Genomic DNA, 21,447 nt, shown 5'->3' on the forward strand with positions numbered 1-21,447 from the left:
ACTACCACCCGGAGGTGGTTGGCGGTGGCGGAGGGATTTGAACCCTCGGAAGGGGGGTACCCTTCACGCGCTTTCGAGGCGCGCTCCTTCGGCCGCTCGGACACGCCACCGCCGGAGAGGCTATCAAGACCTATGGCCGTTGAAGAAATCGCGTAGCCTCGCACCCGCTTCGTCGGCCATCACACCGCTCACGACTTCGGGTCTGTGGTTGAGTCTGCGGTCCCGTACGACGTCCCACAGTGACCCCACCGCGCCCGCCTTCTCGTCGTACGCCGCGAACACCACGCGGTCGAGCCGGGCGAGCACGATCGCGCCCGCACACATCGTGCACGGCTCCAGCGTGACGACCAGGGTGCAGCCGGTGAGCCGCCATTCACCGACGTGTTCGGCGGCCGAACGGATCGCCAGGATCTCGGCGTGGGCGGTCGGGTCGCCGGTCTCCTCGCGCTCGTTGTGACCGCGACCGATCACCTGGCCGTCGGCGTCCACCACGACCGCGCCGATCGGTACGTCGTCGCCGGCCTGCTCGCCTTCTGCCAGCGCGAGGGCCATCAACGACGCCCAGCGCCGGTTCACCAGCGGGCTAACCAATGGCTTCGATCGCCTCGTGGAACTGGTTGCCGAAGCCGAGCGTGTCGGCGATCTCCTCGAGCATCTCCTCGGGGTACAGGTCGACGTCGTCGATCAGCGCGCCGAGATCCATCGCGCTCATCCCGAGGTCGGCGACGATGCCGAGGTCGCCGGCCGGCACCTGCTCGTCGTCGTCATCGGCGAGCGGGATGCCGAGTTCGTCCAGGACCTGCTTGGCCAGCGGCCACTCGGTCGCCGCCGTCACGTCCGACAGCAGCAGCCGGGCGCGGCCGCCGACCACCCGGAGCAGTACGAAGAAGTCCTCGTCGACCGAGATCATCCCGATCACCCCCGACTCGCCGGGGTAGCGCAGCAGCGCCGACACCAGCGCGGACAGGTCCGGCTCGCCGCGGAGGACCAGCGGAGTGACCGTCCAGACCTCGTCCTCTGCGTATGCCGCGACCGCGAAGTCGAGTTCGGTGGTGGTCATCGGCCCAGCCGTGGGATCAGACACCCGCTCATCGTCGCAGACTCGCGCAACCGGTGGGAGGTGTTCGCGGTTTCGACGAGGTATCAGTGCGCGGTCAGCTGACCGTGACGACCGCCTCGCGGTTCCAGGGGCTGTTGTCGAGGCCCGGGCCGGAGACGACCACGCGGAGCCGAAAGGACCCGGTCCGGCCGGGCTTCCAGTAGCGGGCGTACGACCCGTCGGCCGCGGTCGGCCCGGCGGAGCCTGCGGCCACCCACGCAGTGCCGGTGTAGATCTGCAGAGCGGTGTCGAGCCGGCCGGGGAACGCCGTACCGGAGACCTTCCAGAGCGCTCCGACCTTGGCGGTGGCCGAGTAGTTCAGGTAGCTCATCGCGATCAGCTTGTGGACCCAGAGGGACGGCGACTCCGGGTAGTAGCCCGGGTTGGTCTCGTAGAGCTCCGCCCAGATCTCGGTGTTCTGGTTGAACGACAGTGACAAGCGGTAGCGCCCGGTCGAGTCGGTCTTCGCAGTACCGATCACCGCTCCGCCGTCGCGGATGATCCGAGCGGTGGCGCCCACCATCGGCACCAGCACGCCCTGAGCGTTGTACCGGCGCAGGAGACCGGTCAGCGACGTCTTGGCCGTACCGCTCGTCCTCGCAGGCTGCTCGAGCGTCACCAGAGCCTTGCGGTACACGTGGAACAGCGGCTGGTTCAGAGTCCGCGTCTGCGTTCCCTGCGAGAGACTGACGATCTTCCAGTCGCCGGCGCCGTTGGCCAGTGGCACCGTCAACAGCCCGTACCGCGAATCCTGCGGCGGCTCGGTGCCTCCAGTCTCGCCGTTCTTGTCCAGCGCGACCGTGGTCTTCAGGGTCCCGTCGGTCTTCTCGACCAGAGCCGTCAGCCCCGTGCAGTCCGTCGTGTAGTCGAGCCTGCGGACTGCCACCGGTAGTTGCAGGGCCTTGTCCGCCAGTTCAGGGAAGACCGTGTACGGCTCGCCGGGGGCCAGCGGCCACTCGACACACGAGCCGGTTGCCGCCTGAGCGGGTCCGGTGAACCCTGTCGTGATCACCGCGGCCGTGGCGGCCAAGGCGAGGAAACGCAAACGCATCTGATGCTCCCCAGTCGTCGAACGAGACGATGGCCCGTCTCTGAAAACAACGATGCGTCCGGCGCCGGAAAAGTTATCCGCCGAAGTCAGTGGTGGTACGTCGCGCGGCGCATCGCTTCGCGGAGCTGGCGGACGCGGGTGCGGCGTGGGGTGATCCGGGCCCGCAGCGCGCGGGCCTCCTCCAGCTCGCGCAGGAAGGCGGCGCGGCGGCGGAGCCGGTCGAGTTGCTCGGGTGTTTTGCCGCTGTTCTCGGGCACGGCGCCACCGTCCTCGTCGGTTGTCGGAAAGGGCGCCCTGGGGCGGGGGCCGCAACTGACCTCAATCGACTACGTCCCCATCGTAAAACGGCGGTGACTTCCCGGTGCCGAATCGCCGACGGTAGCGTTCGGCGCATGCAGATCCTCGTCGTGGACCATCCGCTCGTCGCCCACAAGCTCACCACTCTGCGGGACGAGCGGACGGATTCGCCGACCTTCCGGCGGCTCACCGAGGAACTCGTCACGCTGCTCGCCTACGAGGCCACCCGGGACGTGCGGACCGGCCCGATCACCGTGCGTACCCCGGTCGCCACTGCCGAGGGCATCAAGCTGACCGCGCCGAAGCCGCTCGTCGTACCGATCCTGCGAGCGGGCCTCGGCATGCTCGACGGGATGTCCCGGCTGCTGCCGACGGCCGAGGTCGGTTTCCTCGGAATGATTCGCAACGAGGAGACCCTGGCCGCCTCGACGTACGCCGAGCGGCTGCCCGAGGATCTGTCCGGCCGGCAGTGCTACGTGCTCGACCCGATGCTCGCCACCGGTGGCACGCTGGCCGCCGCGATCCGGTTCCTGGTCGACCGCGGCGCCGACCACATCACCGCGATCTGCCTGCTCGCGGCCCCCGAGGGCGTCGAGCGGATCGAGGCCGAACTGGCCGACCTGCACGTCCCGGTCAACCTCGTGATCGCGGGCATGGACTCGCACCTGAACGAGAAGGGCTACATCGTCCCCGGCCTCGGCGACGCCGGCGACCGCCTGTACGGCGTCGCCCAGTAGCCCGTACTGCTCGATGAACCGGCGTCAGAAGGCGTACGGGTACGGCGACCAGTCGGCCGGGCGCTTCTCCAGGAACGAGTCGCGGCCCTCGGCGGCCTCGTCGGTGCCGTAGGCGAGCCGGGTCGCTTCGCCCGCGAAGATCTGCTGGCCGACCAGGCCGTCGTCGATCAGGTTGAACGAGTACTTCAGCATCCGCTGGGCCGTCGGCGACTTCGCGCAGATCTTCCGGCCCCAGTCGAGCGCGACCGCCTCCAGCTCCGCGTGTGGCACGACCCGGTTCACCATGCCCATCCGGTAGGCGTCCTCGGCCGAGTACTCCTCACCCAGGAAGAAGATCTCCCGCGCGAACTTCTGCCCGACCTGCCGCGCCAGGTACGCCGACCCGAAACCGCCGTCGAACGAGGCAACGTCCGCGTCGGTCTGCTTGAACCGCGCATGCTCGGCCGAGGCCAGCGTCAGATCCGCCACCACATGCAGACTGTGCCCACCACCCGCGGCCCACCCCGGCACGACACAGATGACCACCTTCGACATGAAGCGGATCAGCCGCTGCACCTCGAGAATGTGCAGCCGCCCCGCCTTCGCCGGATCGATCGTGTCCGCCGTGGTGCCCTCGGCGTACTTGTACCCGTCCTTGCCCCGGATCCGCTGATCGCCGCCGGAACAGAACGCCCAGCCCCCGTCACGCGGCGACGGCCCGTTGCCCGTCAGCAGCACGCAGCCGACGTCGGTGGACATTCGGGCGTGGTCAAGCACGCGGTACAGCTCGTCGACCGTCTGCGGCCGGAACGCGTTGCGCACCTCGGGCCGGTTGAAGGCGATCCGCACCACGCCCGCGTCGACCGCACGGTGGTAGGTGATGTCGGTCAGCTCGAAGCCGTCCACCTGCTTCCAGGCCGACGGGTCGAAGATTTCGGAAACCTGCACGGGCTCGCTCACAGGAGCGAGCCTATTTCAGCCCCGGGCGGTGCTCTCGCGCAGGACGACCTCGGCCCGGAACGTCTCCGTCTTCGGCTCGCCGCCTTCGACGGCCAGCTCCAGCGCGCGGCGTCCCATCTGCTCCAGCGGCAACCGCACAGTGGTCAGCCCGGGCCAGACATCCCGCAGCGTGGCGATGTCGTCGAATCCGGCCACGGCCAGCTCGCCCGGCACGTCCACCCCGCGCGCCCGCAACGCCGACATCGCGCCGACCGCCATCACGTCGTTCACCGCGAACAGACAGTCCAGGTCGAGCTTCTGATCCAGCAGTTCCTCGGCAGCCGCATGTCCACCGTCGCGAGTGAAATCGCCAGCCTGTACTGCGACCGGCTGCAGCCCGGATTCGGCCAGCCCGGCGACGAAGCCGTCCCGCCGGTCGACCGCCGTCGCCAGCGTCTCGGGCCCAGCCAGTACGCCGAACTTGCGCAACCCGAGGCCGACCAGCGAGCGGGCCAGCTCGGCCGCACCCGCGCGGTTGTCGGGCTCGATCGTGTGCGCCGGCATCCCGGCCTGGCTGACCAGTGCCAGCCCCGCACCGGAGCCGAGGAAGTTCTCGATCTCGTGCTCGGTCCGGGCCAGTGCCTCGGCATCGGTGCGGCGGCTGCCGATCATCACCGCAGCCCTGGCCCGCTGCGCCCGCAGCGACGACAGGTAAGCAATCTCACGGTCGGCGTCACGGAACGTGCTGGCCATCATCACCAGCAGGCCGCGTTCGTCGGCGGCCCGCATCACGCCGTTCGCGATCGCCGCGAAGTACGGGTCCTCGATGTCGTGGACCAGGATGCCGACCACGTTCGTCGACGACTTGGCCAGCGCCTGCGCCTGCGCGTTCGGCGTGTAACCGAGCGCGGCCGCGGCGTCCCGGACGCGTTCCTGCAGCTCCGGGCGCGGTACGCGGTCCCCGCCGTTGAGCACGCGGGAAGCAGTCGCGACCGACACTCCCGCACGCTGGGCCACATCCAGCAATGTCACCGGTGCTCGCAGATTCACTGGTTACCCACCTTCCGTACCAGTCACCCCCTGGGTGGCGGTCACACTATCGGACACTGGGCCATGATCACCCTTCGTAGCTGTGAACTGGCTGCGAAAATCGCCGGGACCTGGCTTTGCGCCGCCGGAATGACTAGCCTTCCCAGCCATGACGACCGTCCAAGCCAGGGTCGCGATCCTGGTCTCGTCCGCTGTGCTCTGCCTGGGAGCGTTCGCCGGTCCGGCCCACGCCGCCAGGATGCCCGACGCGCCCGGCGAACCGGTCCCCGCGAGCGCACCGGCCGTGGCCGGTGTCCCCGCGCACGTCGACGCCCGCACGCACAGTACCCAGCCGGTCTACGACTACGCCGGCGCGATCCGCGAGTCCGTGTACGTCGACACCGACCTGGACACCGACTCCGACGGGCAGACCGACAAGATCGCCGTCGACATCGTGCGGCCGCGCGAGACGCAGGCCGCCGGCGTACGGATCCCCGTCATCATGGACGCCTCGCCGTACTACTCCTGCTGTGGACGCGGCAACGAGGGCGAGAAGAAGACCTACGACGAGAACGGCGTCATCCAGAAGATGCCGTTGTACTACGACAACTACTTCGTTCCGCGCGGCTACGCGATGGTCGGCGTGGACGTGGTCGGCACCAGCCGTTCGAGCGGCTGCGGCGATGTCGGCGGCAAGGACGAGATCGCCTCGGTCGTCGCGGTCATCGACTGGCTGAACGGACGCAACACCGCACACACCCTCGACGGCAGCCCGGTCACAGCCGACTGGACCAACGGCAACGTCGGCATGATCGGCAAGTCGTACGACGGAACGCTCGCGAACGGCGTCGCCGCGACCGGCGTGCGGGGCCTGAAGACCATCGTGCCGATCTCGGCCATCTCCTCGTGGTACGACTACTCCCGCTCCGGCGGCGTGCCGTACTCGATCGACTACATGCCCTGGCTCGGTGGCTACGTCGGCCACGACACCCCGGCCTGCGACGCGGTCCGCGCGGATCTCGGCGAGCAGGACGACGACGAGACCGGCAACTACACCGCCTTCTGGGCCGAGCGGGACTACGTCAAGGACGCCCGCAAGGTAAAGGCGTCCGTGTTCATGACGCACGGCCTGAGCGACTACAACGTGCAGACCAACCACTTCGCCCAGTGGTGGACGGCGCTCGGACAGAACAAGGTGCCGCGCAAGATCTGGCTCGGCCTGGAAGACCACGTCGACCCGTTCGAGTTCCGCCGTACCGAGTGGGTCGACGAGTTGCACAAGTGGTTCGACTACTGGCTGCAAGGCCTGCAGAACAACGTGATGCGCGAGCCGATGGCGACCGTCGAGGCGGCCCCGAACGTCTGGCGGCAGTACCCGACCTGGCCGGCCGTGACGAAGCCCGTTCCGGTGCCGATGGCCGACGGGAAACTAGGGGCCGTAGGCAAGGGAACTGTCACGGTCACCGACGACCCGACGCTGACCGAGGACACCATCGTGGCCACCCCATCGGACGTGATCGCCGGCCGGCAGATGTTCCTGTCCGCGCCGCTGCCGGTCGCGATCCGGGTCTCCGGGACGCCGACGGTCACCCTGCGGATCAGGTCGGACTCCGCCACCACCCCCGTCACCGCCCGGCTGATCGAGTACGGCCAGGCCCAGCGGTACGCCGGCATCCGGCGGACGAACACCGAGACCTGCGAGGGCGAGAGCACCCCCTTCGACGACGCCTGCTACTTCACGGTCGAGAAGCAGACCGAGGAGAGCGACTTCGGCATCGTCAGCCGGGGCTGGATCGACGCCGCGCACAGCAGTTCGCTGAGCAATCCGAAGCCGCTCACCCCCGGCCGCTGGACCACCGTCACGGTGCCGCTGCGCGCGCAGGACGAGGTGATCCCGAAGGGCCGGGTCCTCGGCCTCGCGGTGACCTTGAGCGACACCGAATGGACCACCCCGAACGACACCGGCGCCAGCATCGACATCGACCTGGCCGGCAGCAGACTCAACCTCCCGGTGACGGCCGGCCACGTAGCCGCTCCGACCGCGGTCGCACCGATCAAGGTCAAGATCACCAACCCGACCCAGCGCCCCGACCTGCACGACCACCTCGGCTGACCGCGAACCCAGCCGGCTGATCGCGACCTAGCCGGCGACGAAGTGCATGGGGTCGCCGAAGCCGAGGTCGGTGATGCCCGCCGAGCAGAACGCGCCGACGAGCAATGAGCGGCGGTGGGCGGCGAACGTGAGCACGTGCGCGACCATGCCGCCGTACGTGAAGACCCGCGGCGGTTCGCAGGTCGTGTCGACGAAGGTCTCGTCGAAACGGCCTTCCTCGTTCAACCGGTTGACCAGGGCAACGAATCGCGATCCGGCGTCGGCATGCCTGGTACGCAGTTCGGCGATCGGGGTGATCACCTCCCGGCCGCACTCCGGTACCTGGAACGGCCGGTCCTCGACCGAGGCCAGCCACATCTCCTCCTGCCAGACCAGGCGGTCCAGCAGGTAGCGGATCGACACGTCGTCGTCGATCCCCTCCACCGATAGCTCGATCGGCTGGTCCAGTTGACCAGCCGATAATCGGTCGCCGCGTTCGATCATCTCGCCGGTGAGCCACACGTGGTGCTCGACCATCCGGACCAGTACATCCATCCCTCTCGCCTCTTTCGTCGCGGGCAGGCGCAAACCTGCCGGTGGCTGGAAATGAACCCCACTCGGTGCCGCCAGGAAGAACCGCCGCGACGGCTCCCGCCGCCATTCCCGCGGCGGCATCCCGTACGCCCGACTGAAGGCTCGCGTGAAGGCCTCGTGCGACCCGTAACCCGCGTCGATCGCGAGATCGAGTACGCCGGAGTCCTCCGCGAGCAACCGGTACGCCGCCCGCTCGAGCAGCACCCGGCGCCGGAAGGCCGACGGCGACTCACCCGCCACCGCCGCGACCACCCGATCGAAGTGCGAGCGCGACAGATACACCTGGCGAGCCAGGTCGCGGCCTGTCGTCTCGGGCTGGTCGAGGCTGTCGGCGACCGCGGTCACGAAGCCGGCGAACACGTCCGTGGAGTTCATGGCTCTACTGTGCCCGCCGATCCGGCGGCCCGACTTGATCGATTTCGCTCTTTCCGCCGGCGCCGGCGCAGGCCGGATTCAAACAGGATGGCGTAGTACTCCATGATGTGTAGTAGTGTGCTCGGCAGAGCACCGCGAGGCCCGGTCTGAGGGGTCCGGACCTTGCGGTGCACCACCGACTTCCGAGGGGGTGATGGCGATGGACACCAGCCAGTTGCTCAAAGGCGTCCTGGACCTCGCCGTACTGGCCGTCCTGCGCGACACCGACGGCTACGGCTACGACGTACTGCGCCGTCTGCGCGCGGCCGGGCTCGAGGACGTCGCGGACGCCTCGGTCTATGGCACGCTGCGCCGGCTGTTCGCGGCCGGCGCCCTGACGTCGTACGTGCAACCCAGCGAGGAAGGCCCGCACCGCAAGTACTACGGGCTGAACAAGACCGGGCTCGATCTGCTCGCCCAGTCGACCAAGACCTGGAACCACTTCGCCGACACCATGTCGGTGCTGCTCCAAGAGGAGGCGGCGTGAACAGCACCCTGACCGGAGCGGTCGCGACCTATCTGGCCCAGGTCCGGGCCGAGCTGAGCGATCTGCCGCCGGGCGAGCTCGAGGAAGTCCTCGACGACGTCGCCGGACACCTCACGGAGGTCGCCGCCGAGTTGGGGCAGGCGCCCACCGCGACCGGCCTGCAGGAGCGCCTCGGCACTCCAAGCCAGTACGCCGACGAGCTGCGCAGGGCGGCCGGCTACCCGCCGCCGAGGCGTGTCCCGGCCGACAACAAGGCGGCCGGCTTGGCGCTGCGCTGGGGACTGATAGCCAGCACGGTGGGCCCGTTCTTCCTGGTGATCGCATTGCTCGGCCGCGGTCGCGACGTCAGCGCGTTCTTCGGCCTGGTCGGGCTCACCGCCCTGGTCGTCAGCGCTCACCTCGGCGTCAAAGCGCTGCGCGGCCAGTCGCCGCGGATCGTCCTGGACACACCGCGAGGCGCCAGTACGGCCGCGGCCATCCGCGAGTCCATCGACCAGATCCCGCCGAACGTCCGCCGCGAACTGGTCACCATCGGCCAGCCGGTCTGGTGGGTGGCCCGCGGCGCGGTCGGTGGTGCCTCGTTCTTCGCCGTCTTCGGCGCGAACGCCGTGACCGTCGTCGGCGCCCTGGCCGGCGCGGCCGTGTCGATCTGGATCGGCCGCCGTACCCAGCAGGACGCCCGCTGGCTCTGGTACGTCGTACCGCTGAACCTCGTCGCCGCCATCATCGTGCCGGCCTGGCTCGCCGCCAGCTTCGTCGGTGGACCGAGCGGCATCTTCAACAACTACACCGCCTCCCGCGGCAGCAGTTCCAGCAGCTACAACCCACCCAGCGGGCTCCTCCTGGACGGCGTATCGGTCTCGAACATCTACCCGTTCGACGAGCAGGGCCGGCCGGTGCACGTCCGGCTCTACAACCAGGACGGCCAGCCGATCAACCTGGAACGGCAGGACTGCGCGATGCAGAGCGGCAACCCGCCGCAGAACGAGCTGAGCAACTACTTCCCGCTCGTCACCGTGCAGGACGATCCCAACCCGACCGTCGACGCCGACGGCGTCGCGATCTGCAAGGACACCGACAAGGCGCCGTTCGTCCCGCCGCCGGCTCCGGCCACGCCGACAACGCCTTCGCCGACGCCGGCCAACTCGGTGACGCCGACTCCCCATCCTTCCGCGAAGCCGTCGGCGACCCCCAAGCCCGGCGCAACATTGACGGTCCCGCCGACCAGGTAGGACGCAGCTGGGCTACAGATGCGCCGCAGCAACTCCGCGGTACTTGTAGCCCAGCTTCTCGTAGAGCGAGATCGCCGCTGCGTTGTAGCCGTGGACCATCAGGCCGGCCTGTCCGTGCCGTTTGACCAGCTCAGCCGTGGCGAACGCGCACACCTGCCGGGACAATCCCCGTCCTCGCGCCGACGGCTTGGTCCCAACCCCGGCCAGGAATCCGATCTCCGGCGCACTCCACGCGTCGGCCGCGATACTCAGCAACTCCCCGGTCTCGGAGGTCACCCCGGCCCACCTCTGTACGCCGGGTCGCCCAGGCCAGGCATACGAGTCAGGCGAGGCTTCCGCCAGCAACTCCTCGACCCCGGCATCGGTGTCCAGCCAGGTCGCCGTCGTCACCTCCGCAGGAGCGACGGTGGTGTGCATCCAGCCGAAGGCCGCCGCGAAGTTGAGCCCTGGCACCCGATCGGCCAACTGCCGGATCAGCGCCTCGTCCCCGAACACCCGCAGACCGGCGTCGTCGCTCAGCACTTGGGCGACCAGGCCGGCCAGATCTTCCACCGGCCCGTACACAGCCAGCCGGTCGTGCATCGACAACTGCGGCGACGCCACGGCGACCGCGTCCCCGGCGGACCAGGCGCGAACGCGGCCTCCGAGCCGGCCTTGTGCACACCAAACGATCATCGGGTCCTCGTCGGCAATCCGCGCCAGCTCCGCGGTTGTTGAAACTTCACGCACCGCGCCAGCTTAGACGGGCTTGCGCAGACCGACCGCGCCCGCCGGCGCCTCGCCGTCCGACGTGAGCGTGTAACCGTTCTTCTGGTAGAAGGCGATGTTCCTCTCGCTGCGAGCTCCGGTGAACAAGGCGATGGCAGTGACGCCTGCGGGCGCCTGGCTCTCGGCGTACGCGAGCAGGCGGCGGCCGAGTCCGCTGTGCCGCTGGTCGGGGGCAACCATCAGCCGCCCGATGTGCCAACTGTCGCCGTCGAGCTTCGCCCGCACCGAGCCGACGAGCCGCCCGCCGACCCGGACACACCAGGTCGTCCACTCCCGCAACCCGGCCCGTACTTCGTGTTCGGACTCCAGCAGGGCACCAAGCTCGAGGGTGTCGTTGGCCAGCGCCTCATCGACCCAGCAGCATCGCTGCAGCACCAGCAACTCGGCCGCATCGGCCGACACCGCCGGAACGATCTCCTGATCAGCCCGATACAGCGGACGCAGTACGTCGGCCACGTGGTCCAACTCGGTCAGCGCCTCCTGGGCGCGCGCTGCCAGCCGCTCGGTCTCGATCATCTTGCCGTCGCTGAAGGTCTCGGCGATCCGCAGAAAGATGTCTCCGCCGATCGACAGCATCCGCAGCGAGGTCGCGACACCACGAGCCATCTGTACGCCGCGCGTGCCGGCCGAGGTGTTGCCGTACCCGATGAACAGGCAGGGCTTCCAGGCCCACTCCTCACTCAGGTAGTCGAAGGCGTTCTTCAGCGTCGCGGGCATCGCGAAGTTGTACTCGCTGGTGACGAACACCAGCGCGTCTGCGCCGCCGACCAGGCGGCTCCAGGCTTTCGTGTGCTCGTGCAGGTAGATCCCGGTCGACGGATGCTCCGGCTCGTCCAGGAACGGCAGCCCGACCTCGGCCAGGTCGGCCACCTCGACCTCGACGCCGAGCTCCGCCGCCGTACCGGCTGTGGCGCCGACGAACCAGTCGGCCACCGCGGGTCCGAGCCGGCCAGGTCGGGTGCTGGCGACCACCACGAGAATTTTCTTTGACATGTCAAAGAGCGTAGCGCTGTTCTTTGACATGTCAAAGAAGTAGGATCGCCGGCATGACGCGATGGCTGGCGGCCGATGAAGAGCGGGCCTGGCGGGCGATCCGGCGGCTGATCACCGTGCTGCCCTCGCGGCTGGCCCGGGACCTGAACCAGCTCGGCCTGTCGACTGCCGACTACGAAGTCCTCAGCACGCTGTCGGAGAAGCCGGGCCGGCGCTGGGGACTGAAGGACTTCGCGGAAAAGATGCAGTGGTCACGCAGCAGGCTGTCCCACCACGCGGCCCGGATGGAGTCCCGCGGGCTGATCGAGCGCGAGCCCGACCCGGCCGACGCCCGCGGCTCGATCTACCACCTGACCGACGCCGGCTTCGAGGTCCTCGCGCAGGCGGCTCCCGGACATCTGGATTCGGTCCGCGAACGGTTCATCGACCACCTCAGCCCTGAGGAACTGGCCGTCCTGGAGCGAGTGGCCACGCGGATCGCGGACCTACCCGACTAGCTGCCACCAGGCCAGATGGGCTGCCGCTTCGGCCACCGGCTCGATGGTCTCCCAGGCCTCGACCACCAGGCCGTCGGCGAAGCGCAGGATGTCGACGACGACGACCTCCGGGCCGCCATCGGGCAGCCGCCGCCGGGTGTGCATCACGACATGGTCGCCCTCGGCCAGCAGATGCAGGACGTCGACCTGCTGATCGGCCAGCGGGACCAGCGCCGCCCGGATCGAGGCGAGCCACTCGGATCTGGTCGACGTACGGTCCGGCCGGTGGTGGACGAAATCCTTGCCCAGTAAGGCTTCCAGCCCTTCGGTGCTGCCGGAGCTGAGCAGCTCGGCGAGCGCCTGCTGGATGATGGTCTTGGTGTCTGCGGTCAGGTTCTCGGTCGTCATGCCAGCAGTGTTTCCGGCCCGGGACGAGGTTGTCGATGAACTCCGATTTCATCGCGGCCGGCCCGGCCGGGTGCGTACGCTCGGGCTCGTGCAGACCATCGGGGAACTCCTGCGGCACTGGCGGCACCGCCGGCAACTCAGCCAGCTCGACCTCTCGATCGCCGCCGACGTCTCGGCCCGGCACGTCAGCCTGATCGAGACCGGGAAGTCCAGGCCGAGCGCCGAGATGATCCTCCGGCTCGCGGATCAGCTCGACGTACCACTGCGAGATCGCAACCGGCTCCTGGTCGCCGCCGGCTTCGCTCCCCGGTACGCCGAGCGGGCACTCGACGGAGACGCGATGGCCGCCGCCCGCGAGGCGATCCAGCGGGTGATCGAAGCCCACGAGCCCTATCCCGCGGTGGTTTTCGACCGGCGGTGGAACCTCGTGATGACCAATCGCGCGGTCGACCCGTTCCTCGCCGCCGTCGACCCCGAACTGCTGCGGCCGCCGATGAACCTGGTCCGGCTGGCCTTGCACCCGCGCGGCTTCGCACCACTGATCGCCAACCTGGCCGACGTACGGTCGATGTTCCGGACCCGGATCAGGCGCCAGCTCGGCGCGGCCCCCGATCCGGAACTCACCACGCTCTACGAGGACCTGCTGGCCGCCGGTCCGGACGAGGCGAGCCATCCGCTCGAGTCGGAGATCATGATCCCGATGATCATCGGTCTCGACGGCCGGGAACTGCGGTTGTTCTCGACCATCACCACGTTCGGCACACCGCTGGACATCACCCTGGACGAGGTCGCGATCGAGTCCTACTACCCGGCCGACCCCGAGACCGCCGCCTACTTCCGCAGCGCCTAGTTCTCTGCGCGCTGGATGGCGTAGGGACTGAGGTGGTGGTAGCCGCGGACCGACACCCGCCGCAGCTTACGAACCCGGTACGCCGGGTGGCCGTCCAGCGCGGCCGCCAGCTCCCGATCCCCGAGCACCCGGCCCGGCTTGGCCTCCGAGGTCAGCCGGGACGCGAGGTTGACCACTTCGCCGTACACGTCGCCGAGGCGGATCAGGATGCTCCCGTAGGCCAGGCCGATCCGCAGCTCCGGCAGGTCCCCGGCCGCCGCGACCTGCTCCTGCAACGCCAGCGCGACCGCCGCTCCCTGCGCCGGCGTATCGGTCACGAACAGCACCTCGTCACCGATCGACTTGATCACCCGGCCGCCATTGAGCGCGACCACGTCGGCCGCCATTCCCTCGAACCGCTCGATCAACTGCCCGAGCTCCACCTCGGACAGCCGCCGGGTCAGCCGCGTATAGCTGACGATGTCGGCGAACCCGACCACCCGGACGCCGCGCGCCAGCTCGTCGGAGCCGGCCACCGCCCGGCCCGCCGCGGCCGCCAGATGCCGCCGCCAGACGTACGTCTGCAGCCGTTCCATTGCCGGGAGCAACAAAGAGGCGACTTCGATCGCCTCGTCCGCACCCAGCTCCGAGCCGGCCAGCAGCTCCAGGAACATCGCGGACTGCCAGGACGCCAATCGGGACTGGGTCTGGCCGAGCTTCCGCGCCAGCGACGACTCCACGGCCGGGTCGATGAAGCCGTCGTCCTCCAGCGCCGCAACCAGCCGGAGCGCCTCGACATCTCCGTGGGTGAAGGCGATCTCGTCGTCCGGCACGGTCGCGAACCCGAGCGCGTGCCACATCTTCTCGGCCCGCTCACTGGAGATCCCGGCCCGCGCCGACACCTCGATCCGGGTGAACTTGCGCTCACCACCGAGCAAGGCCTGCTCGAAGCGCAGCGCGGGGAAGTCAGGAGCTGGGTTTGTCACCGCGCCGCTCGGCGATCGTCGCATCGATGGCGTCGCGGAAGTTCGGCAGCCGGTTGGTCAGGTCGTCGAACTTCTCCCGGGTGAAGTGAAGCAACTGCAACCGGCTCTTCGCCGTCACCGTTGCCGTCCGCAACCGGTTCTGCCGGACCGCGACCTCGCCGGCGATGTCGCCCGGCCCGAGCTCGGCGATCTCCTGGCCCTTGACCCGCACCGCCGCCGTACCGCTGATGATCAGGTACGCCGCGTCGGGCGGGGTCTGCTCCAGGATCAGCGACCAGCCGGCCGGTACCGAGACCTCCTCACCGGCGCGGAAGATGTCCTTGATCTCCCGTCCGGACAGATCCGCGAACAGCGGCAGGTCCCGCGGGGACGTCCTACCCAGTGCCACGTCGATCCTCCGAGCCCGCCGGCCGTACCCGGCGATCAGCCGATGTTTCCAGTCAGTAACTCTAACGCCCCATCCCTCCCAAGGTCACCGAACCCGCCAGATTCCGCCGCCCTGACCGAGCGAAGGCCGCAACCGATCAGCCGGTCAGCGCGGCGGGCCTGCCTCGATGCGGTCCCGGACCTGCTGCATTCGCTCGGGTGAGTGGTGTGGCATCTCCCAGCGGGTTTCCAGCCACCAGGTCGCGCCCGCATCGGCCCATGGAGCGACCTGCTGTGCTGCGGCCTCCCGGTCGTCGGCCGGTGTTTCTCCCTCTGCGATGACGTCGAACTCGGGAGCCATGCCGTGCTCGCTCAGCCACGTACGCAGTACGCGCATCTCCTCCGGAGTGTCGGCGCCCGGCTGGAACTGGGGCAGCACCCCGTCGCAGCGCAGCACCCGGCGCATCGACTTCGGCCGCGGCCAGGCGCCGACGACCCAGATCGGGATCCGCTCCTGCACCGGCCGTCCGACCTCGCCCAGATCGTCATGCGGACAGGAGTAGTCGTAGTACTCGCCGTGGTACTGCGAACGTCCCGCCCACAACTCGCGGATCAGATCGATGCCCTCGTCGAGCATCGCGGCCCGGATCCGCCGATCGAGCTCCTCACCGGTTCGCGGGAGATCGGTCTCGGTCGCGCCGAGCCCGACCGCCAACGTCGCCCGCCCACCGGAGAGCTGATCGAGCGTGGCGACCTGACTGGCCACCTTCCACGGCCTTCGCCACGGCAACGGCGTCAACATCGTGCCGAGCCGGATCCGCGACGTCCGCACCCCGATCGCGGTCAGCAACCCCCACGCATCAACGCCGTACGCCGCCTCCCATACGAACACCCCGTCCCACCCGGCCTGCTCAGCCAGCAGCGCCTGCTCGAGCTGCTCCCGCGCCGATCCACCCGGCAAAATCACTCCGAATCGCATACTTCCGTTTCTAGCCCACGCCTTGGACAATTTCCCGCGCTCCGTGGGCGGCTGAGCAAGGCGCGCCGGGTTCGGCGGTCAGGGTGGGCGGTGGGTTCTAGCATCGAAAGCTCCGCACGGATTCGGTGGAACCTAGGCTCAGGGGTGGGCATGCGGGTAGCGATGGTGGGGATGGGGACGCGAGGGGACGCGCAGCCGATGGTGCTGCTGGCTGCCGAGTTGAAGCGCCGTGGGTACGACGTCGAGCTGGCGTTGAACACGGATCTGCGGTGGCTCGGCGAGCGGCTCGGCGTACCGACGAGCGATCTGGAGCTGAACGCGCGCGAGTTCATGGAGTCCGAGCAGGGACGCAACTGGCTCGCGTCCGGCGACATGGCGTCGTACGTGCGCTGGTTGCTCGACTACAAGCGCCGCATCGCGGAGCTGCTGCACACCAAGCTGATCGAGCACACCGCCGGCGCCGACGTGGTGATCTCCGGATCGGTGACCGAGCTGGAGGCCGCGGTGATCGCCGAGGCCGCGCAGGCGCAGTACGTCGCGGTGCACTACGCGCCGATGCGCAGCAACAGCGCCTATCCGCACATGGTGGTGTCGCGCGAGGTCTTCTCACCCGAGCGCAATCTGGAGACGTACGAGCAGGTGGAGAAGGGCAACTGGCCGGTCTTCGCGCCCTTCGTCAACGAGCTGCGCGGCAAGGTCGGCTTGCCACCGACAACGCTGGGAACAGCCGCCCGACTGGAGCAGACGGGCTCACTCGAACTGCAGATCTACAGCCGGCACCTCGTCCCGGAGCTGACCGAATGGGGTCTGCGCCGCCCGATCACCGGCTTCCTCTGTCCCTCGGACGAGCAACAGGCCGAGCTCAACGGCGCCGTGGATCCCGAGCTGGACCGCTGGCTCGACGGCGGCGATCCACCGGTGTACTTCGGCTTCGGCAGCATGCCCGTCCTGGATCCGCGGGCAGCGCTGGCCCTCATCGACCAGGTCAGCAGCAAGCTCGGCGTCCGCGCGCTCGTCGGTGCCGGCTGGGCCGATCTCGCTCTCAGTACGACGACCGGCGGGCGCGTTCGCGTGGTCGGTGAATTCGACCACGAGGCAGTGCTACCGCGGTGTCGCGCGGCCGTTCATCACGGCGGCGCGGGCACTACAGGCAGCTCGATCAGGGCCGGACTCCCCACCGTGATCTGTGCCGTCTTCGCAGACCAGCCGTTCTGGGGTGCCCGGCTCAAGGCCCTCGGGGTCGGCAACACGCTCGCCTTCACCGACCTCTCGGCGGACACCCTGCTGGCCGCCCTGGAACCCTTGCTCGCCGACGAACCAGCCGACCGCGCCCATCACCTCGCTGCGAAGCTCCGTTCCGAGTCCGGTGTCACCGCCGCGGCCGACGCCGTCGAACGAACCGTCAACGCCTGAGCGCCACCGGCGAACTCCGGCCATTCCGCGGTCGGCTCGTCAGCAGCCCACAGGACATAGCCGTCCGGCCGTACGACGACGCGCGCCGCCTCCGCCCAGCCCGACAGCTCGAGCCGCAGGTGCCGCCCGGGTCGGAGCAGCTCCGCGACGCTCGTCGTACCGAGCTCAAGGTCGGGCATCCGCTGCCCGGTCAACGGATGCTCGCCCGGCTGCTCGTAGCGGACACCGAGCCCGGAGACCAGACCGGCGAGCCATTTGTTTGCTGAGGGCAACTTCATCAACTCGACGAAGATCCCGCGCAGGCAGGCGACGTCGTCGTCCGGGACCATCAGGACGCCTTGTGCGCGAGTGTTCGCCAGCACGGCCGCACCGACCGGATGCCGCTCCGCGTGGTAGCTGTCCAGCAGATCGACGCCGTCCTTGAGGTACGCCGCGAGCTTCCAGCCCAGGTTGAACGCGTCCTGCAGCCCAAGGTTCATTCCCTGCCCACCGGTCGGCGAGTGGATGTGCGCAGCATCGCCCGCGAGGAACACCCGGCCCTTCCGGTACTGCGCAGCCTGCCGAACCGCGTCGGTGAAGCGCGAACCCCAGCGGAGTTCCCGCAGCACCACCTCGTCGCCGTACCAGCCGGTCAGCGCCCGTGCCACCTCGTCGAAGGTGACCTCCCCGGTCAAGCCCTGCTGGTCGGGCCCGGTGAAGAGCGCGCGGTAAACGCCGTCGCCCAGCGGCAGGATCGACATCACCGCCCCCTCGCGCGGCACGAGCGACGGCAGCTCCCAGCCGCGCGAACCGGGCCTGTTGTCCGCCACGACGACATCGGCAACCACCGCCGAGAAACGCCCGTCCCGGCCAGGAAAGGCGATCTCGCTGAGCTTCCGGACCGCACTCCGGCCCCCGTCGCACCCGACCACCCAGCCCGCGCGGACCGTCGTACCGCCGTCGAACTCGGCCAGTACGCCGTCGTCGTCCTGGGTCAGCCCGGTCAACGTCAGCCCGCGGGCAACCTGTACGCCGTACGTCATGAGGTGCTGCTCCAGGTGCTCCTCGATCCGGGCCTGCGGAATCCCCAGCTGGCAAGGGAATCGCGTCTCCCAGCTCGCATACTCCAGGGGCACCTCGAGACCGGCGAAGTGACCGGCGGGAAGCCGCTCGACCACCTCGTCCAGGAGTGGCTCCAGCAATCCGCGCGAGTGCAGGATCTCCGCCGACCGCGGCTGGATCGTCAAGGCCTTCGACTGCCCGGAGCGCTGCAGTGCCTTGTCCACAACGATGATCGACACTCCGGCGAGGCTGAGCTCGGTGGCGAGCAGCAAGCCGGTCGGACCCGCGCCGACGATCAGGACGTCTGGATTCTTCATGCGAGCAGGTCGTTCTTCCTGGAGTAGACGATCATGAATCCGTAGAGGACGACGAAGAGCGCGATCCACTGCGTCGTCGTCACGCCGGGCACCGCATCGAGCGGAAGCGTGTAGGCGATCACCACGCGCACCACGGCGTCGAGAACCAGCCCGATCCCCCAGACCGCGGTGATCAGCCGGAGCCCGTGCCGGAACCGCGGCTCGGTGTCCCACCGGCTCGCCCAGATCTCGCCGCCACCTTTACCCCGCTTGGCCTCGGCGATGCCACGCCCGATCGAAAGCAGCAGCGGCTTGCCCGCGAGCAAGGTACCGAGCATCCAGAACCCGCACAGCGCGGTGATCACGCCGTCCTTGGCGAGCAGCATCCGCGGGCTGTCCATCGCCAGCGACGCGATCGTCCCGAGGGCGAGTGCGCTGATCATGAAGATCGCCAGCCAGTCGACCTTGGCTCCTCTGACCAGCGAGTACGCCGTACGGACGACCGGGATCACCGATCCCGCCAGGGTTGCTCCGACCACTCCGACGCCGGCCCGGCGCAGGCCGTAGAAGATGAGCAGGGGCACGACCAGATCGATCAGGACCGGGGCTAGCACGGCGCCCCAGCGTGCCTTGGGTTTGTTGTCTGTCACGGCACTCATCGCTTCTCCGCCCGGGTGGCTCGATGGAAGGTCTCGGTCAGTTCGTCGGCGCACACCTGCGGATCGGCACCGGCGACGAGTCGCCCGGCGACCGCGTCGATCGCAGCGCGCAGCGTGGTCGCCATCAGCGCGGAGTCGAACGTCCGGAAGTCGCCCGACCGCTGACCGTCGTCGAAGAGGCTCGCCAGCCGCGCGATCGCGCTGTCGCTCTCCTCCGACGGGACCGGCACCTGCCCGAACACGATCTGCTGCACAGCCCGGACGTGATCCGGCCGGGTGGCGATGAACTCGACGTTGGAACGGATGTACGCCGCCAGCTTGGCCGCCGGACCGTCGGCCGCGTCGAGCGCCGGACGCATGAAGGCGCCCGCATCGGTGGTGACGCGATGCAGCACCTCGGCGAGCAACTCGTCCTTGGAGGTGAAGTGATACGAGATCAGCCGCTTGCTGCTGAGCCCGGCGACCTCGCAGATCGCGTCGTACGACGCGGCCGCGTAACCACGCTCGGCCAGCACGGCGATGGTCGCTTCGACGATCTGATCCCGGCGGGCTGCCGTACTCCCGGCTCGGTCACGGGTTTGTTTTATCCGCATGTGTAAAAGTTATCCGACTGTGTAACTCGGGTCAAGTGTCAGCGCGGACGGACCGGATGGTGGATGGCTTGGGTCGGTGGGTCAGGCCGGCGGGCGGTGGGCCGCGGGTCAGGCCGGTGGGCGGCGGGTGCGGCGGGTGCGGTGGTGGGAGGTGCGGGCGCGGCGGCGTACCGGGCGACGGGGGCCCACCAGGCGGGGACCGGCGAGGCGGTCTTCCAGACGGCGGGCCTCGCGGCGGATCGGCTGGGCGACGTACTCGCCGAGGATGACGCCCGACGCGAGGGCGACACCGATGGCGACGGCGGTGGCGAGGCTGACGATGCCGGTCAGGTTGCCGTTGCTCATCACCTCGAACAACCCCTTGTAGATGGTCAATCCGGGCAACAACGGCACCGTGCCGGAGACGACCACCACCAACGGCGGTACGCCGAACCGCCGGCCCAGGGAGTACCCACCCAGCCCGACCACGAAGGCCGCCGCGGCCGTCGACCAGGCGGGCCCGAACTGCGCCCGCGCCATCATCGTGAACACCAGCGAACCGGCCGCGCCCACGACGGCGACCGGCAGCAGCGACCGCAGCGGCGCGTACGAGGCGAACGCGAAGGCGACCGCCATCAACGCGCCGGAGCCGACCATGATCGGCAGGTTCGCGAGCTTGATCGTCTGCGCCTCGATCGCGACCGGCAGGCCGAACCGGATCCCCAGCGCGAGACCGAGACTGACGCCCGCGATGATCCCGCCGGTGAGCAGCATCGCCTCCAGGCTGCGAGCCGCCGCGGTCACGTAGTACCCGGTGATCGCGTCCTGGACGGCGCCGGTCAGGGCGATCCCGGCGAGCAGCATGATGATGCCTGCGGCAACTACCAGGGACGGCTTCACCGGCGCGTGGACGGCGTACAGGATCAGCGCGACCGCCGTGGCGACGAAGGCGCCCGCGACCTGCTGGTAGAAGGCGGGGAGGCGTTGCCGGTGGAACCAGCGGTTGCTGAGTTCGATCAGGATCGCCGTGACGACGGCGACGAGCGTGATCAGCCAGCCGCCACCGAGCAGCAGAGTCGCGCCGCCGGCCATCACGCCCCACGCCAGCACCGAACTCCAGCGCGGGAACGGCGGGCCGGCCGAGACCATCCGCGCCAGTTCACGGCTGGCGTCGGCGCGAGTCACCTCGCCGCGCGCGAGCCGCTGGACGAGCTGGTCGACGTCGGTCAGCCGGGAGAAGTCCTGGCCGCGGTACCGGACCACCCGCATATGCGTTTCCGGGGCGACGTCGGGGGCCGCCTGGTACGAGATGGCGATCGAGGTGAACGTGATGTCGACCTCGCAGCCGCGCAGTCCGCAGGCAGCGGTCACGGACAGGATCGTCGCCGTCGCATCGGCCGTCCCCGCACCGCTCGACAACACCACCTCCCCGATCCGCAACGCCAGATCGAGCGTCCGGTACAACTCCCGCTGCCCATCCCGATCCCGATCATCCCGCCGCCGCCCGAACCCAACCCCCCGCCGCTCACCACCGTCGCCTTCGCTGTCAGCCACCCGATCAGAGGTGGCAATCTCCATCAGTTCTGGACCGGGCGTGCGGGGGTGGCGCGGCTGGCGGGCTGGGGTGGAGAGCTCGTTCAGTCGGGGGTGGTCGGTCGGCGACTCGGGGGCCTCGGGCACCGGGGTCCTTTCGTTGATGGCAACGACGCTA

At 69.2% G+C, this 21,447-nt stretch carries 24 protein-coding genes and 1 tRNA gene; 7 read left to right on the top strand and 18 right to left on the bottom strand.

The genetic code is table 11. The features are described from left to right. Window positions 1-19: 19 nt before the first annotated feature. The 5 genes from DIZ26_RS15440 to DIZ26_RS15460 form a co-directional block, all read right to left on the bottom strand. Window positions 20-110, bottom strand: a tRNA-Ser gene (locus DIZ26_RS15440). A gap of 13 nt (window positions 111-123) precedes the next feature. Continuing rightward, window positions 124-552, bottom strand: a complete 429-nt coding sequence (locus tag DIZ26_RS15445) for a nucleoside deaminase (protein WP_112242159.1) — start codon at window positions 550-552, stop codon at window positions 124-126. Window positions 553-583: 31 nt separating this feature from the next. Beyond that, window positions 584-1,084: a tRNA adenosine deaminase-associated protein gene (locus tag DIZ26_RS15450; RefSeq protein ID WP_232828365.1), complete on the bottom strand. Its 501-nt coding sequence runs from the start codon at window positions 1,082-1,084 to the stop codon at window positions 584-586. A 70-nt stretch (window positions 1,085-1,154) separates the two neighbouring features. Then, window positions 1,155-2,150, bottom strand: a complete 996-nt coding sequence (locus DIZ26_RS15455) for a hypothetical protein (RefSeq protein WP_112241760.1) — start codon at window positions 2,148-2,150, stop codon at window positions 1,155-1,157. An 86-nt stretch (window positions 2,151-2,236) separates the two neighbouring features. After that, the gene (locus DIZ26_RS15460; protein ID WP_198676108.1) at window positions 2,237-2,407 is read right to left on the bottom strand and encodes a hypothetical protein; all 171 of its coding nucleotides are present in this window, start codon (window positions 2,405-2,407) and stop codon (window positions 2,237-2,239) included. 135 nt (window positions 2,408-2,542) lie between these two features. Here DIZ26_RS15460 and upp point away from each other — a divergent pair, with 135 nt between their 5' ends. After that, window positions 2,543-3,184 (top strand): uracil phosphoribosyltransferase, encoded by a 642-nt coding sequence (gene upp / locus DIZ26_RS15465; protein ID WP_112241764.1) that lies wholly within the window; start codon window positions 2,543-2,545, stop codon window positions 3,182-3,184. A gap of 24 nt (window positions 3,185-3,208) precedes the next feature. On the opposite strand, the gene DIZ26_RS15470 is transcribed toward upp, so the two are convergent. Both DIZ26_RS15470 and DIZ26_RS15475 read right to left on the bottom strand, forming a co-directional pair. Further along, the gene (locus tag DIZ26_RS15470) at window positions 3,209-4,123 is read right to left on the bottom strand and encodes a 1,4-dihydroxy-2-naphthoyl-CoA synthase (RefSeq protein ID WP_198676109.1); all 915 of its coding nucleotides are present in this window, start codon (window positions 4,121-4,123) and stop codon (window positions 3,209-3,211) included. Between the two features lie 15 nt (window positions 4,124-4,138). Continuing rightward, window positions 4,139-5,152 (bottom strand): LacI family DNA-binding transcriptional regulator, encoded by a 1,014-nt coding sequence (locus DIZ26_RS15475; RefSeq protein WP_112241766.1) that lies wholly within the window; start codon window positions 5,150-5,152, stop codon window positions 4,139-4,141. A 148-nt stretch (window positions 5,153-5,300) separates the two neighbouring features. Between DIZ26_RS15475 and DIZ26_RS15480 the strand changes: the two genes are divergently transcribed. Next, complete coding sequence (locus DIZ26_RS15480; RefSeq protein WP_112241768.1) at window positions 5,301-7,244, top strand: Xaa-Pro dipeptidyl-peptidase; 1,944 nt, start codon at window positions 5,301-5,303, stop codon at window positions 7,242-7,244. Window positions 7,245-7,271: 27 nt separating this feature from the next. On the opposite strand, the gene DIZ26_RS15485 is transcribed toward DIZ26_RS15480, so the two are convergent. Then, window positions 7,272-8,192: a helix-turn-helix domain-containing protein gene (locus DIZ26_RS15485; RefSeq protein WP_112241770.1), complete on the bottom strand. Its 921-nt coding sequence runs from the start codon at window positions 8,190-8,192 to the stop codon at window positions 7,272-7,274. Between the two features lie 199 nt (window positions 8,193-8,391). Here DIZ26_RS15485 and DIZ26_RS15490 point away from each other — a divergent pair, with 199 nt between their 5' ends. Further along, on the top strand, window positions 8,392-8,718 hold the full coding sequence (locus tag DIZ26_RS15490) for a PadR family transcriptional regulator (protein ID WP_112242163.1): 327 nt from the start codon (window positions 8,392-8,394) through the stop codon (window positions 8,716-8,718). Further along, on the top strand, window positions 8,715-9,950 hold the full coding sequence (locus DIZ26_RS15495) for an HAAS signaling domain-containing protein (protein ID WP_112241772.1): 1,236 nt from the start codon (window positions 8,715-8,717) through the stop codon (window positions 9,948-9,950). The genes DIZ26_RS15490 and DIZ26_RS15495 overlap by 4 nt, the downstream gene beginning before the upstream one ends. Before the next feature lie 12 nt (window positions 9,951-9,962). Here DIZ26_RS15495 and DIZ26_RS15500 read toward each other — a convergent pair whose 3' ends face one another. Next, a complete protein-coding gene (locus DIZ26_RS15500) occupies window positions 9,963-10,679 on the bottom strand; it encodes a GNAT family N-acetyltransferase (protein ID WP_232828366.1) in 717 nt (238 codons plus the stop codon). A gap of 9 nt (window positions 10,680-10,688) precedes the next feature. Next, window positions 10,689-11,711, bottom strand: a complete 1,023-nt coding sequence (locus DIZ26_RS15505; protein WP_112241775.1) for a bifunctional NAD(P)H-dependent oxidoreductase/GNAT family N-acetyltransferase — start codon at window positions 11,709-11,711, stop codon at window positions 10,689-10,691. 53 nt (window positions 11,712-11,764) lie between these two features. On the opposite strand from DIZ26_RS15505, the gene DIZ26_RS15510 reads away from it, so the two are divergent. Beyond that, a complete protein-coding gene (locus DIZ26_RS15510) occupies window positions 11,765-12,208 on the top strand; it encodes a MarR family winged helix-turn-helix transcriptional regulator (RefSeq protein WP_112241777.1) in 444 nt (147 codons plus the stop codon). Here DIZ26_RS15510 and DIZ26_RS15515 read toward each other — a convergent pair. Beyond that, the gene (locus tag DIZ26_RS15515) at window positions 12,197-12,595 is read right to left on the bottom strand and encodes a nuclear transport factor 2 family protein (protein WP_198676110.1); all 399 of its coding nucleotides are present in this window, start codon (window positions 12,593-12,595) and stop codon (window positions 12,197-12,199) included. The genes DIZ26_RS15510 and DIZ26_RS15515 overlap by 12 nt on opposite strands. Window positions 12,596-12,683: 88 nt before the next feature. On the opposite strand from DIZ26_RS15515, the gene DIZ26_RS15520 reads away from it, so the two are divergent. Beyond that, window positions 12,684-13,445 carry a helix-turn-helix domain-containing protein gene (locus DIZ26_RS15520; protein WP_112242167.1) on the top strand — a complete coding sequence of 254 codons (762 nt, stop codon included), beginning with the start codon at window positions 12,684-12,686 and terminating at the stop codon, window positions 13,443-13,445. On the opposite strand, the gene DIZ26_RS15525 is transcribed toward DIZ26_RS15520, so the two are convergent. The 3 genes from DIZ26_RS15525 to DIZ26_RS15535 all read right to left on the bottom strand — a co-directional run bounded on the left by DIZ26_RS15525 (window position 13,442) and on the right by DIZ26_RS15535 (window position 15,755). After that, window positions 13,442-14,410, bottom strand: a complete 969-nt coding sequence (locus DIZ26_RS15525; RefSeq protein ID WP_232828367.1) for an adenylate/guanylate cyclase domain-containing protein — start codon at window positions 14,408-14,410, stop codon at window positions 13,442-13,444. The two genes, DIZ26_RS15520 and DIZ26_RS15525, sit on opposite strands and share 4 nt — an antisense overlap. Further along, complete coding sequence (locus DIZ26_RS15530) at window positions 14,391-14,798, bottom strand: cyclic nucleotide-binding domain-containing protein (protein WP_112241780.1); 408 nt, start codon at window positions 14,796-14,798, stop codon at window positions 14,391-14,393. Before DIZ26_RS15530 ends, DIZ26_RS15525 begins: the two co-directional genes overlap by 20 nt. A 144-nt stretch (window positions 14,799-14,942) precedes the next feature. Continuing rightward, entirely contained in the window at window positions 14,943-15,755 is an 813-nt protein-coding gene (locus DIZ26_RS15535) for an LLM class flavin-dependent oxidoreductase (protein ID WP_112241782.1), read from the bottom strand. 150 nt (window positions 15,756-15,905) lie between these two features. Between DIZ26_RS15535 and DIZ26_RS15540 the strand changes: the two genes are divergently transcribed. Beyond that, entirely contained in the window at window positions 15,906-17,168 is a 1,263-nt protein-coding gene (locus DIZ26_RS15540; protein ID WP_198676112.1) for a glycosyltransferase, read from the top strand. Here the strand turns inward: DIZ26_RS15540 and DIZ26_RS15545 are convergent. The 4 genes from DIZ26_RS15545 to DIZ26_RS15560 all read right to left on the bottom strand — a co-directional run bounded on the left by DIZ26_RS15545 (window position 17,090) and on the right by DIZ26_RS15560 (window position 21,290). Next, window positions 17,090-18,526, bottom strand: coding sequence for an FAD-dependent monooxygenase (locus DIZ26_RS15545; protein ID WP_112241786.1), 1,437 nt, complete (start codon window positions 18,524-18,526; stop codon window positions 17,090-17,092). The two genes, DIZ26_RS15540 and DIZ26_RS15545, sit on opposite strands and share 79 nt — an antisense overlap. Beyond that, on the bottom strand, window positions 18,523-19,164 hold the full coding sequence (locus DIZ26_RS15550; RefSeq protein ID WP_112241788.1) for a VC0807 family protein: 642 nt from the start codon (window positions 19,162-19,164) through the stop codon (window positions 18,523-18,525). Before DIZ26_RS15550 ends, DIZ26_RS15545 begins: the two co-directional genes overlap by 4 nt. Further along, window positions 19,161-19,757, bottom strand: coding sequence for a TetR/AcrR family transcriptional regulator (locus DIZ26_RS15555; RefSeq protein WP_112241790.1), 597 nt, complete (start codon window positions 19,755-19,757; stop codon window positions 19,161-19,163). Before DIZ26_RS15555 ends, DIZ26_RS15550 begins: the two co-directional genes overlap by 4 nt. Window positions 19,758-19,865: 108 nt before the next feature. Next, window positions 19,866-21,290: a threonine/serine exporter family protein gene (locus DIZ26_RS15560; RefSeq protein ID WP_232828368.1), complete on the bottom strand. Its 1,425-nt coding sequence runs from the start codon at window positions 21,288-21,290 to the stop codon at window positions 19,866-19,868. Window positions 21,291-21,447 lie beyond the last annotated feature (157 nt).

The organism is Kribbella monticola (genome assembly GCF_003261635.1).
Lineage (GTDB): Bacteria > Actinomycetota > Actinomycetes > Propionibacteriales > Kribbellaceae > Kribbella > Kribbella monticola.